Raw genomic sequence first — 11294 nt, 5'->3', positions numbered from 1 at the left:
ATCTGAGCCATGATCAAACTCTTCAATTTAAGTTTGATGCTCGTGAATTAAACTTCGTAATGAATTACGTATGTTCACTCAGAGACTTGGTATTCATTTTTCGTCTTGCGACGTTAAGAATCCATGTCACTTTGAGTGCCCACACAGATTGTCTGATAAATTGTTAAAGAGCAGTGCAACGCGGCTTTCGCTCACTGTTGCGAGGTGGCGTATATTACGCTTTCCTCTTTCAGAGTCAAGCGATTATTTCACGCTTTTCTCCTCAACCGGCCCGGCTGTTTGTGTGAAGTGATTCACATCCGCCGTGTCGATGGAGGCGCATTATAGGGATCCCAGTTTTTAGCACAAGCATTTTTTCGATCTTTTATTCCGACTGTTCTTTTTTCGTTCTTTTCGCCGAAATCCCATCCGATATGCTCAAATAATGACGTAAATGCCCCTTGATCAAGCCGAGTAATAGGATCAAAGTCTTCTGTAGAACGCACATCAGTCGAGGTCGATATGTCTGCAGTAATCCGTCCCTACAAAGATCTTTTCCCGAAACAAGGCGATCGCGTCATGATCGACAGCAGCAGCGTGGTCATTGGCGATGTCCGGCTGGGTGATGATGTCAGTATCTGGCCGCTGGTTGCCATTCGTGGTGACGTTAACTATGTCGCTATCGGCGCACGTACCAATATTCAGGATGGCAGCGTACTGCATGTCACCCATAAATCCTCTTATAACCCGGAAGGTAATCCGCTGATCGTGGGTGAAGAAGTTACCGTCGGTCATAAAGTGATGTTGCACGGCTGCACGATAGGCAATCGCGTTCTGGTTGGCATGGGGTCTATTTTGCTGGATGGTGTGTTAGTAGAAGATAACGTGATGATTGGTGCCGGCAGCCTGGTTCCACAAAACAAGCGGCTCGAAAGTGGCTTTCTCTATTTAGGAAGTCCGGTAAAACAGATCCGCCCCCTGACGGAAGCGGAAATAGAAGGTTTGAAGTACTCGGCCAATAACTACGTTAAATGGAAGAATGACTATCTGGATCAGGAAAGCCAGAACCAACCCTGATCGTCCTCATCACCATTACGGATAGCATCGCTGGCTTCTTCTTCCAGATCCCAGCGATGTTCACGAAACCTATCAAGGGGAAGGCCATCCCCAAAACGACGGGCCAACGTTACCCCTTCAATGGCACACATCATTGCATACCATTAACCAGCGCCGGAAAACAGACGGCCAGCTTTTCTTCATCCCAGATTTCTCGATCCGGAAACTGGATCGCCTGATTCATGCCGATAGCTCCAGTTTAAGTTTTTCAATGACCGGCTCCACTTCTGGCAGAACACCGTGCCAGAGCATCACCGCATGCGCAGCTTGCCCTACCAGCATACCCAGCCCATCAGCAACATGTTTTGCGCCTTGCTGCTCGCACCAGTTAAGAAAAGGTGTTTTGCCTTTCTGATAGAACATGTCATAGCAATAAACATGTTCACTGACTAATGACGAGGGGATTGCGGGAATTTCACCGCCGATGCCACTTGAAGTCGCATTAACGATCAGGTCGAATTCATGGTTGCTCAACGCGTCCATGGCGACAGCATGAATGCTGCCGGTATGAGCGAAAAGAGCGGCCAACTCTTCTGCCCGGGAATAAGTACGGTTCGTTATGGTCACTGCGCAATCCAGCGAGAGCAGAGGTAAAATCACACCCCGCGCCGCGCCGCCTGCGCCAATCAACAGGATCCGCGCGCCGGGTTTGATAAATGATAAACGTTCCAGATCGCTCAGCAGGCCAATACCATCTGTGTTGTCCCCCAGAATTCGGCCGTCTTCAAGACGCTTGAGGGTATTCACGGCTCCCGCAAGGGAAGCCCGCTCTGTTAACTCATCGGCGCGCCCGAAAGCCTCTTCTTTAAAAGGCACCGTGACATTCGCCCCTTTTCCGCCACCAGCAAAAAAAGCCTCCAGCGTCGTTACAAAGGCATCAACGGGCGCAAGTACGCGGCCATAAGGGTGAGCGATATGCAGCTGTTGCGCGAACTGCTGATGAATAAACGGCGACTTGCTATGCGCAATTGGATTACCAAAAACGGCGTAGGTTTCCATTTGTTACCCCTGGCGAAAACGCTCGCCGGTCAAAGCATCACGAATTTCTGACGGATTCTGTCGGCCACCGGTATTACCGATAACCACAGGGAAATCGCTGCCAAACTGCGCTACCACCTCTTCTGAGGTGCGGCAAGGAGGCAATCCCGTCAGGTTGGCGCTGGTTGAAACCAGCGGTTTACCAAAATGATTACATAATTCGATAACCAGTGGATGGTCCGTCACACGCACCGCAAGGGAGTCGAAACGCCCTGTCAGCCATCGTGGCGTTGTCGGCAAAGCCGGAAACACAAAGGTTACCGGCCCCGGCCAGGCTGAAAAAATGGTTTCACGCTGCGCTGACGTCAACATGGAATCATCAATATAAGGCTTAAGCTGTTCAAAACTGGCAGCGATTAAAATCAGGCCTTTTTCGACCGGACGCTGTTTCAGTGTTAATAAGCGTGTTACGGCTAATTCGCTGTCGGGATCGCATCCCACCCCAAAAACAGCTTCTGTTGGATAGGCGATGACTTCTTCATTCTTCAGCACGTCCACTGCATACGCAACGGAGCCTGGTTGCAGGTTATTCTTCACTTTATTATTCCGCCGAAACCGGCTTTCCACATTGTTTACTGGCGCAAAAGCGCTTCATCCCTTGCGCCGTTTTTTTCTCGATAAGTAGCGGGTAATGGCACTCAGGGCAGCTCCCCGCCACCGGTTTGAAATTGGTAACAAACTGACATTCAGGATAACGATCGCAGGAGTGGAATGTCTTACCATAGCGTGAGCGGCGTTGAACGAGATGACCGCTGTCGCATTGCGGACAGGCTAAGGCTGTTTCATCTGGTTTATCGATTTGTTCAGTGTGATCGCATTCGGGATAGTGGCTGCAGCCGATAAACATGCCAAAACGCCCCTGGCGCAGCGCCAGATCGCCACCACATTGCGGGCATGCCTGTCCCTCCAGAACTTTAACAATATGCCCGTCCGCCTGATTTTTCAGGGGACGGACATAATCACATTCTGGATAGTGCGAACAACCGAGAAACGGCCCGTGTTTACCGGACCGGATAACAAGTTCTGCCCCACACTGCGGGCAGGACTCATTTTTACGCACCGTAAATAGTGCTGATTTGGCCATAACAACTCTTGGTGCTGCATGATGAATTAATGCAGCATACCTTCATTCACTTCAAAGAGTAATTCTTCCATTTGCTGATAGGCATTTTCACACCCTGGAATATTGAACAGAACCATCAGGATGACCCACTTCAGATCTTCCAGCTCAAATTCTGCCGTATCCAGCGCCATGACGCGCTCTATCACCATTTCTCGCGTTTCGAGGTTCAGCACCTGAATCTGCTCCAGGAATAAGATAAATCCCCGGCAACTGGCATCCAGCCTTTCACACTCTTCAGCCGTATAGATGCGTACAGACAGTGGATCGGAAACTAACTGCATCGGTTCGGCAAGGCCTTCCTGATAATCAGCCAGTTTTTCCAGCCATATTAACGCGTTGTAAATATCTTCCCGTTCGAAACCTGCATCGGTGAGATCGCGTGTGAGTTTGTCCTGATCCACGCGTGCTTCAGCTTCGTTATGGATGTAAGTCTCAAACAAATACATGAGTACGTCGAACATGGCTTGCCCTCCTTAATCGGACATAGCCGCCGGGTACAGCTGCGATCCATCCTGCTAACTCCAGTTCCAGTAGCTGTGCTACCGTTACTGGCACAGGTTGGCCGGCACGTTCAGCGACAACGTCAACAGGTGTTACCTCATCTCCTACGTTAGCCAGGAGCTCAGGAAATGGCAATGCTACCTGGTCCTGATCTGATGAATAAAGCCAATTTTCGGGATCCTCTGGCAACCATTTCAGTCCAGATTGCAAACTTTCCAGAATATCGTCTACCGCCGTCACGGGCGTCGCGCCTTGCTTTATTAACCAGTGAGGACCTTCACTTCCCGGGCTCCCTATTGCTCCCGGTAATGCGAAGACTTCACGCCCCTGTTCAAGCGCACATTTGGCCGTCACAAGCGAACCACTTCTTATCAGCGCTTCTATAACGAATACCCCCTGACTGAGGCCGCTAATAATGCGGTTACGCCGAGGGAAATTCCCCGGCCACGGAGGTGTCGCGAGTGAAAACTCAGAAATAACAGCCCCGCCACTCTCAACAAGTTGCGAAGCCAACGCCTTATGGCGACGAGGATAGACATCTGCCAGCCCGTTTCCCAGAACTGCAACGCTTTTACCTTTAACGTTAAGCGCAGCGCGATGCGCGATACCATCGATACCACAGGCGAGGCCGCTGGTGATCGTAAGCCCCGCCTGAGCCAGCTGCTCACAAAGAATCTTCCCCCAGCGCTCCCCATACCAGGAGTGAGTACGGCTGCCTACGACGGCCAGTTGCAGGCTCGACAGCAACGAGGGGTTTCCCCTGACAAACAAAGCGCCCGGGTAATCTGTGATAGCGCGTAGCTGGCCTGGATACAGGGCACTATCCGCACTTATCAGGTGATGCCCTTGCTCTACCAGCCACTCCATGCTGCGATCGATTTCATTAGGCGGAACTGATAAAAACTTCGCCTTTTGCTTATGGGTGAGCCCCATTTCCACCAGCAGAGCGTCATCAATATGGGGCTCGCGCTGCATCCGCTGCGCTATCGCCACCATCTTGTCGCCGTACAATTCTCCCGTGCTTATCAGGCGTAGCCAAATCTCTGTGGATGTCATCCTTTCCCCTGCCACAAGCCGCTATAGCAATCTTTGCGATTGGTCACTGATGCTGTCAATCAGAGGGGGTTTTGTCTAGAATAGAGGTTATATTCTTATCAACTCCTGAACACGACTCTGGAAATATATGGCAGTTTTGCAAGTGTTACATATCCCGGACGAGCGCCTTCGCAAAGTCGCCGAGCCGGTTAAAGAAGTGAATGCAGAAATTCAACGTATCATTGATGATATGTTCGATACGATGTACGCCGAAGAAGGCATTGGTCTCGCGGCTACGCAGGTGGACATTCACCAGCGTATCATCGTCATCGACGTTTCTGAAAACCACGACGGGCGCCTGGTGTTAATCAATCCGGAGCTCCTGGAAAAAAGCGGCGAAACCGGTATTGAAGAAGGTTGTCTCTCTATTCCTGAGCAGAGAGCGCTGGTACCGCGTGCAGAAAAAGTCAAAATCCGCGCGCTCGATCGCGACGGTAAGCCGTTCGAACTGGAAGCGGATGATCTGCTGGCCATCTGCATTCAGCATGAGATGGATCATCTGGTCGGTAAACTCTTTATCGATTATCTCTCTCCACTGAAGCAGCAGCGTATTCGTCAGAAAGTAGAGAAACTGGATCGCATGCGCGCTCGCGCTTAATGTGACCCCGGATACAAGGAATAACGTGTCTACATCACTACGTATCATCTTCGCAGGTACACCTGACTTTGCAGCGCGTCATCTGGACGCGCTGTTGTCGTCTGGCCATCAGGTTGTTGGCGTATTTACCCAGCCCGACCGTCCGGCAGGCCGTGGCAAAAAACTGATGCCGAGCCCGGTTAAAGTGCTGGCAGAAGAGCACGGTTTACCGGTGTTTCAGCCCGCGTCGTTACGGCCGCAGGAAAATCAGCAGCTGGTTGCTCAGTTGAATGCAGATGTCATGGTGGTTGTGGCGTATGGCCTCATCCTGCCAAAGGCGGTTCTTGATATGCCTCGCCTGGGCTGCATTAATGTCCATGGTTCACTGCTCCCACGCTGGCGCGGCGCGGCGCCAATCCAGCGTTCTTTATGGGCCGGCGATGCCGAAACTGGCGTGACGATTATGCAGATGGACGTAGGTCTGGATACCGGCGACATGCTGTATAAGCTCTCTTGCCCAATTACTGCCGAAGACACCAGTGGCACCCTGTATGACAAACTGGCTGAACTTGGGCCTAAAGGCCTGATTGATACTCTGCAACAATTGGCAGAGAGTCGGACTCAACCCGAAGTCCAGGACGAAGCGTTAGTGACACATGCTGAAAAGCTCAGCAAAGAAGAGGCCCGCCTCGACTGGTCTCTTTCTGCTGCTCAGCTTGAGCGCTGCATCCGGGCATTTAATCCGTGGCCAATGAGCTGGCTGGAAATAGACGGGCAGCCGGTGAAAGTCTGGAAGGCTTCCGTGATTGATAGCAACACCAACGCTGCACCTGGAACAATTATCGAAGCCAGTAAGCAGGGTATTCAGGTCGCGACAGTTGAAGGGATCCTTAATCTGGAATCCTTACAACCTGCAGGTAAAAAGCCATGAGCGCGCAGGACCTTCTGAACTCTCGCCGTGAATGGTTTACGCCTGGCAACAGTCTCGCCTGAGATCATCTCAATTTAAGGCCCGGAGTTTCCGGGCATTTTTATTTTTGCGGTTATGAAAAAACAAAATTTACGCAGCCTGGCAGCACAGGCAATCGAGCAAGTGGTCGAACAGGGCCAGTCACTGAGCAATGTTCTGCCACCGTTACAGCAAAAAGTTTCCGATAAAGATAAGGCACTGCTTCAGGAGTTGTGCTTTGGTGTCCTGCGCACGTTACCCCAGCTGGAATGGTTGATCGGAAAACTCATGGCGCGCCCGATGGCGGGCAAGCAGCGCGTCGTTCACTACCTGATCATGGTTGGCTTCTATCAGTTGCTGCATACCCGTATTCCTCCTCATGCTGCACTGGCAGAAACCGTAGAAGGCGCGGTTGCAGTAAAGCGCCCGCAGCTTAAAGGGCTGATTAATGGCGTTTTGCGTCAGTTTCAGCGTCAGCAAGATGAGCTGCTGGCTGAGTTTGCCCGTACGGAAAAACGTTTCCTGCATCCCGACTGGTTATTAAAACGTCTGCAGAAGGCCTATCCCCAGCAGTGGGAAACGCTGATTGAGGCCAATAACCAGCGTCCACCGATGTGGCTGCGCGTTAACCGCAATCACCACTCACGCGATGCCTGGCTGGCACTGCTGGAAGAAGCCGGGATGACCGGGTTCTCTCATCCTGAATACAGCGATGCGGTGCGTCTGGCTGCGCCAGCTCCGGTGCATGCCCTTCCAGGGTTTGAACAGGGCTGGGTGACCGTTCAGGACGCTTCAGCACAAGGCTGTATGACCTGGCTTGAACCGCAGAATGGCGAGCGGATCCTTGATCTCTGCGCCGCGCCGGGCGGTAAAACCACACACATTCTGGAAGTCGCGCCGCAGGCAAGCGTGATGGCCATCGACGTTGACGAACAGCGTCTTTCTCGTGTCTACGATAACCTCAAACGTCTGGGCATGAAGGTCGAGGTGAAGCAAGGGGACGGGCGGACGCCTGCCCAGTGGTGTGGGGATGAGCAGTTCGATCGTATTTTACTGGATGCCCCTTGCTCAGCTACCGGTGTTATACGCCGTCACCCGGATATTAAATGGTTGCGCCGTGACCGGGATATCAAGGAACTGGCACAGCTGCAGTCAGAGATCCTAGACGCCATCTGGCCACATCTGAAAACAGGCGGGACGATGGTTTATGCCACCTGTTCTGTGCTGCCAGAAGAGAATAGCCAGCAGATCGCCGCGTTCCTGAAGCGTACCCCTGATGCCCGTCTGCATCTGACCGGCACGCCAGAGTTACCCGGCAAACAAAACCTGCCCGGGGCAGAAGAAGGCGATGGCTTCTTTTACGCTAAGCTAATCAAAGAGTGATGTTGATAACGGGTCACAAGATATGAAGATAATCATTCTGGGCGCGGGACAGGTAGGCGGTACGCTGGCAGAAAACCTGGTCGGTGAGAATAACGACATCACTATCGTTGATACCAACGGCGATCGTCTGCGCGGGCTGCAGGATAAATTCGATCTGCGTGTGGTACAGGGTCATGGCTCTCACCCGCGGGTGTTGCGAGAAGCCGGGGCTGATGACGCAGACATGCTGGTAGCTGTCACCAGTTCTGATGAAACCAATATGGTTGCCTGTCAGGTTGCCTATTCGTTATTTAACACTCCAAACCGAATCGCGCGCATCCGTTCTCCGGATTACGTTCGCGATGCCGACAAGTTGTTTAATTCCGAAGCGGTTCCGATCGACCATTTGATCGCGCCAGAGCAGCTGGTTATCGACAGTATTTACCGGTTGATCGAATATCCGGGTGCACTGCAGGTTGTAAATTTTGCGGAAGGCAAGGTCAGTCTCGCGGTGGTTAAAGCCTACTATGGTGGCCCGTTGATCGGTAACGCACTCTCAACGATGCGCGAACATATGCCACACATTGACACGCGCGTCGCCGCGATTTTCCGTCATGACCGCCCTATCCGTCCGCAAGGTTCAACCATTGTCGAAGCCGGGGACGAAGTCTTCTTTATCGCCGCATCACAGCATATCCGTGCGGTAATGAGTGAGCTCCAGCGGCTGGAAAAACCCTATAAGCGCATCATGCTGGTCGGTGGCGGTAATATCGGTGCCGGCCTGGCACGACAGCTGGAAAAAGATTACAGCGTCAAATTGATCGAACGCGATCAACAGCGCGCCGCTGAACTGGCAGAAAAACTGCAAAATACGATCGTTTTTTATGGCGATGCGTCGGATCAGGAGCTGCTTGCCGAAGAGCATATCGATCAAGTCGATCTTTTCATTGCTGTTACCAACGATGATGAAGCGAACATCATGTCAGCAATGCTGGCTAAACGGATGGGTGCGAAAAAGGTCATGGTGCTGATCCAGCGTCGGGCCTATGTCGATCTGGTGCAGGGCAGCGTGATTGATATTGCGATTTCGCCGCAACAGGCAACCATCTCTGCCCTGCTAAGCCATGTGCGAAAAGCAGATATTGTGGGAGTTTCTTCCCTGCGTCGTGGTGTGGCAGAAGCGATCGAAGCCGTGGCGCATGGTGATGAGAGTACATCACGTGTGGTTGGACGTACTATTGATGAAATTAAACTCCCGCCGGGCACCATTATTGGTGCAGTAGTGCGCGGTAATGATGTGATGATTGCCAATGACAATTTACGTATTGAGCAAGGCGATCACGTCATTATGTTCCTGACGGATAAAAAGTTTATTACCGACGTCGAACGTTTGTTCCAGCCAAGTCCTTTCTTCCTGTGATCGCCAAAAAGGTGCTGTTAGCAGCACCTTTTCTATTTAACCCAATAATATGTAAGGGTTATATTTCTGTGACGCATGTATCTCTTCAATGGCAATCCTCTAATGATTTGTTAAACTTGTATTTGTCAGCTGGCACAAGGAGAACAAAATGAGTTTTATCAAAGAATTTCGCGAATTTGCGATGCGCGGAAATGTAGTGGATTTGGCTGTGGGTGTCATTATTGGTGCGGCGTTTGGCAAGATCGTTTCATCACTGGTTGCCGATATCATCATGCCACCACTGGGGCTGTTGATTGGCGGGATCGATTTTAAACAATTCGCCGTAACGCTACGTGAAGCACAGGGTGATATCCCTGCTGTGGTAATGCACTATGGCGTATTTATTCAAAATGTATTTGATTTTGTGATTGTTGCTTTCGCCATCTTCATGGCCATCAAGCTCATCAACAGATTAAATCGTAAGAAAAAAGAAGAACCGGCAGCCCCGCCAGCGCCATCGAAAGAAGAAGTCTTGCTTACTGAAATCCGCGATTTACTGAAAGCGCAGAACAATCGCATTTTGTAATCCCCTTAAAGCAAGAAGGCCAGTGGTAAGAAAGCGATTCGCTTGCTTGCCACTGGCCTCCCAGTTACCCCGTTTTGCATGTTTAGTTTTACGCAGATAACTTCCTTTCCCTTTCTTGTTTTTCTCGATTCGCTGTCTGAATAAGGGATCATGCAATAGTGCTTCGATGGCGTTATCGTTGATCTGCCCTTTCTTGTGCTGATAATGGCTCATACTCTCTCCAGTGTTCAAAATATCAACGCGAGTGTAGGTGGAGTTGATAATAAAATCAACATCCGCGAGACCCGCCATTTGCCCCTTGTTCAAGGGTTTCCAGAATAGAACAATAAACACTGCTGTGTGCGGTACCACAACACGCATCATTCAGTCGCTGTAATGACAGCCGCATGGTTTGAAGCTCTTCGATGCGCGCTTCAACCTCACTCAGTCTTGCCTGCACAATGCTTTTGGATTCCTGACAGGTGTGGTGTTCAGGATCGATGCGGATCGACAGTAACTCGCGGATCGACTCCAGCGTGAAACCCAGCTGTCGCGCATGGCGAATAAACTTCAGGCGTTGAAGATCCCTGTCGGTGTACAACCGAAAACCGCCCTCCGTGCGTATTTCATGTTCCATCATCTGCTGCTTTTCGTAATACCGAATGGTATCGGGTGTGACGTCTGCCAGCTTCGCAATTTCGCCAATACGATACATTTCTAGTCCTCCTTAATTTTTTGCATCAACCGCCCGGCGTAATCACCATGCAGAAACTCAGTACTTACTCCTGCCTGACGAAGTTTAAGTTCCAGGAGAGCAAGACGACGAGTGTAATCCGTATACTCTGCAGATCCTTCCCTGACGGTGGCGAGGAGTTGAGACAGCTCGAGCGCCTGCTTACGCTGTTCAAGTTCAGGAGGGAGACAACCGGCATTTTTCAACATGCGATAGCCGGCGCGCAGTTCAGGAGGTACATGCGAATCGTCATCCAGTACCAAAGGCTGGCCATTGCCGGGTAGGTTATCGAATTCACCCTGCCGTTGGGCATCCTGAATGTGTCTCTCTGCCCATTGGTCGAGTAGCCACATAGCAAAACTCCGGAGAGAAGGAAAAGAATATGACTATTGTAGAAAAGTGGGGATGCAGCAGATATAAAAAAACCCGCCGAGGCGGGTTTTTACGATACTACAGATTACTCTGCAGCAGCTTCTGCTTTCTCTGAACGATCAACCAGCTCGATGTAAGCCATCGGAGCGTTGTCGCCTGCACGGAAGCCACACTTCAGAATGCGAGTGTAACCACCGGCACGGCTCGCGAAACGCGGGCCCAGTTCATTAAACAGTTTTGCCACGATCTCGTTATCACGAGTGCGGGCGAATGCCAGACGACGATTAGCAACGCTGTCAGTCTTGGCAAGAGTAATCAGCGGCTCAACTACGCGACGCAGCTCTTTCGCTTTAGGCAGGGTCGTCTTGATGATTTCATGACGAACCAGTGAACCTGCCATGTTGCGGAACATAGCCTGGCGATGGCTGCTGTTGCGGTTCAGTTGACGACCACTCTTACGATGGCGCATGACCTTATCCTTCTCA

Annotated in this window: 14 protein-coding genes and 2 pseudogenes; 6 read left to right on the top strand and 10 right to left on the bottom strand. The window is 51.3% G+C overall.

Annotation, left to right across the window (positions count from 1 at the left end; all coding sequences use genetic code 11):
* Window positions 1-501: 501 nt before the first annotated feature.
* Window positions 502-1056 (top strand): gamma carbonic anhydrase family protein, encoded by a 555-nt coding sequence (locus K5I40_RS23720; protein WP_223075800.1) that lies wholly within the window; start codon window positions 502-504, stop codon window positions 1054-1056.
* Here K5I40_RS23720 and K5I40_RS23715 read toward each other — a convergent pair.
* The 6 genes and pseudogenes from K5I40_RS23715 to dprA all read right to left on the bottom strand — a co-directional run bounded on the left by K5I40_RS23715 (window position 1032) and on the right by dprA (window position 4813).
* Window positions 1032-1279: pseudogene (locus tag K5I40_RS23715) on the bottom strand (DUF1488 domain-containing protein). The gene K5I40_RS23720 and the pseudogene K5I40_RS23715 sit on opposite strands and share 25 nt — an antisense overlap.
* Window positions 1276-2094 carry a shikimate dehydrogenase gene (gene aroE, locus K5I40_RS23710; RefSeq protein ID WP_223075801.1) on the bottom strand — a complete coding sequence of 273 codons (819 nt, stop codon included), beginning with the start codon at window positions 2092-2094 and terminating at the stop codon, window positions 1276-1278. The pseudogene K5I40_RS23715 and the gene aroE overlap by 4 nt, the downstream one beginning before the upstream one ends.
* A 3-nt stretch (window positions 2095-2097) precedes the next feature.
* On the bottom strand, window positions 2098-2670 hold the full coding sequence (gene tsaC / locus K5I40_RS23705; protein ID WP_039032053.1) for an L-threonylcarbamoyladenylate synthase type 1 TsaC: 573 nt from the start codon (window positions 2668-2670) through the stop codon (window positions 2098-2100).
* A gap of 4 nt (window positions 2671-2674) precedes the next feature.
* On the bottom strand, window positions 2675-3217 hold the full coding sequence (locus K5I40_RS23700; RefSeq protein ID WP_223075802.1) for a type I DNA topoisomerase: 543 nt from the start codon (window positions 3215-3217) through the stop codon (window positions 2675-2677).
* 26 nt (window positions 3218-3243) lie between these two features.
* Window positions 3244-3717 (bottom strand): DUF494 family protein Smg, encoded by a 474-nt coding sequence (smg, locus tag K5I40_RS23695; RefSeq protein ID WP_039032055.1) that lies wholly within the window; start codon window positions 3715-3717, stop codon window positions 3244-3246.
* On the bottom strand, window positions 3689-4813 hold the full coding sequence (gene dprA / locus K5I40_RS23690; RefSeq protein WP_223075803.1) for a DNA-protecting protein DprA: 1125 nt from the start codon (window positions 4811-4813) through the stop codon (window positions 3689-3691). The genes smg and dprA overlap by 29 nt, the downstream gene beginning before the upstream one ends.
* 127 nt (window positions 4814-4940) lie before the next feature.
* On the opposite strand from dprA, the gene def reads away from it, so the two are divergent.
* The 5 genes and pseudogenes from def to mscL all read left to right on the top strand — a co-directional run bounded on the left by def (window position 4941) and on the right by mscL (window position 9725).
* Window positions 4941-5450 carry a peptide deformylase gene (gene def, locus K5I40_RS23685; RefSeq protein ID WP_223075804.1) on the top strand — a complete coding sequence of 170 codons (510 nt, stop codon included), beginning with the start codon at window positions 4941-4943 and terminating at the stop codon, window positions 5448-5450.
* 25 nt (window positions 5451-5475) lie between these two features.
* A pseudogene (gene fmt / locus K5I40_RS23680) lies at window positions 5476-6422 on the top strand (methionyl-tRNA formyltransferase).
* Between the two features lie 52 nt (window positions 6423-6474).
* Window positions 6475-7761, top strand: a complete 1287-nt coding sequence (rsmB, locus tag K5I40_RS23675) for a 16S rRNA (cytosine(967)-C(5))-methyltransferase RsmB (RefSeq protein WP_223075805.1) — start codon at window positions 6475-6477, stop codon at window positions 7759-7761.
* Between the two features lie 22 nt (window positions 7762-7783).
* On the top strand, window positions 7784-9160 hold the full coding sequence (gene trkA, locus K5I40_RS23670; protein WP_039032060.1) for a Trk system potassium transporter TrkA: 1377 nt from the start codon (window positions 7784-7786) through the stop codon (window positions 9158-9160).
* A 148-nt stretch (window positions 9161-9308) separates the two neighbouring features.
* Window positions 9309-9725: a large-conductance mechanosensitive channel protein MscL gene (gene mscL / locus K5I40_RS23665; protein ID WP_223075806.1), complete on the top strand. Its 417-nt coding sequence runs from the start codon at window positions 9309-9311 to the stop codon at window positions 9723-9725.
* Here the strand turns inward: mscL and K5I40_RS23660 are convergent.
* The 4 genes from K5I40_RS23660 to rplQ form a co-directional block, all read right to left on the bottom strand.
* Entirely contained in the window at window positions 9693-9938 is a 246-nt protein-coding gene (locus K5I40_RS23660) for an alternative ribosome-rescue factor A (protein ID WP_223075807.1), read from the bottom strand. The two genes, mscL and K5I40_RS23660, sit on opposite strands and share 33 nt — an antisense overlap.
* 55 nt (window positions 9939-9993) lie before the next feature.
* Window positions 9994-10419 (bottom strand): Zn(2+)-responsive transcriptional regulator, encoded by a 426-nt coding sequence (gene zntR / locus K5I40_RS23655; protein WP_039032062.1) that lies wholly within the window; start codon window positions 10417-10419, stop codon window positions 9994-9996.
* A 2-nt stretch (window positions 10420-10421) separates the two neighbouring features.
* Complete coding sequence (locus tag K5I40_RS23650; protein ID WP_139563731.1) at window positions 10422-10790, bottom strand: DUF1992 domain-containing protein; 369 nt, start codon at window positions 10788-10790, stop codon at window positions 10422-10424.
* Window positions 10791-10894: 104 nt separating this feature from the next.
* Window positions 10895-11278: a 50S ribosomal protein L17 gene (gene rplQ / locus K5I40_RS23645; RefSeq protein ID WP_001216368.1), complete on the bottom strand. Its 384-nt coding sequence runs from the start codon at window positions 11276-11278 to the stop codon at window positions 10895-10897.
* Window positions 11279-11294: the final 16 nt, after the last annotated feature.

The organism is Leclercia sp. LTM14 (genome assembly GCF_023736175.1).
Lineage (GTDB): Bacteria > Pseudomonadota > Gammaproteobacteria > Enterobacterales > Enterobacteriaceae > Enterobacter > Enterobacter barmai.
This window is presented reverse-complemented; position numbering and strand designations above follow the sequence as displayed.

Excerpts from the sequence above, each read along its gene's own strand:
- def (WP_223075804.1), top strand. The coding sequence starts at position 4,941 with ATGGCAGTTTTGCAAGTGTTACATATCCCGGACGAGCGCCTTCGCAAA.
- K5I40_RS23650 (WP_139563731.1), bottom strand. The coding sequence starts at position 10,790 with ATGTGGCTACTCGACCAATGGGCAGAGAGACACATTCAGGATGCCCAA.
- dprA (WP_223075803.1), bottom strand. The coding sequence starts at position 4,813 with ATGACATCCACAGAGATTTGGCTACGCCTGATAAGCACGGGAGAATTG.
- K5I40_RS23660 (WP_223075807.1), bottom strand. The coding sequence starts at position 9,938 with ATGAGCCATTATCAGCACAAGAAAGGGCAGATCAACGATAACGCCATC.
- K5I40_RS23720 (WP_223075800.1), top strand. The coding sequence starts at position 502 with ATGTCTGCAGTAATCCGTCCCTACAAAGATCTTTTCCCGAAACAAGGC.
- trkA (WP_039032060.1), top strand. The coding sequence starts at position 7,784 with ATGAAGATAATCATTCTGGGCGCGGGACAGGTAGGCGGTACGCTGGCA.
- rplQ (WP_001216368.1), bottom strand. The coding sequence starts at position 11,278 with ATGCGCCATCGTAAGAGTGGTCGTCAACTGAACCGCAACAGCAGCCAT.
- zntR (WP_039032062.1), bottom strand. The coding sequence starts at position 10,419 with ATGTATCGTATTGGCGAAATTGCGAAGCTGGCAGACGTCACACCCGAT.
- mscL (WP_223075806.1), top strand. The coding sequence starts at position 9,309 with ATGAGTTTTATCAAAGAATTTCGCGAATTTGCGATGCGCGGAAATGTA.
- smg (WP_039032055.1), bottom strand. The coding sequence starts at position 3,717 with ATGTTCGACGTACTCATGTATTTGTTTGAGACTTACATCCATAACGAA.
- rsmB (WP_223075805.1), top strand. The coding sequence starts at position 6,475 with ATGAAAAAACAAAATTTACGCAGCCTGGCAGCACAGGCAATCGAGCAA.
- K5I40_RS23700 (WP_223075802.1), bottom strand. The coding sequence starts at position 3,217 with ATGGCCAAATCAGCACTATTTACGGTGCGTAAAAATGAGTCCTGCCCG.
- aroE (WP_223075801.1), bottom strand. The coding sequence starts at position 2,094 with ATGGAAACCTACGCCGTTTTTGGTAATCCAATTGCGCATAGCAAGTCG.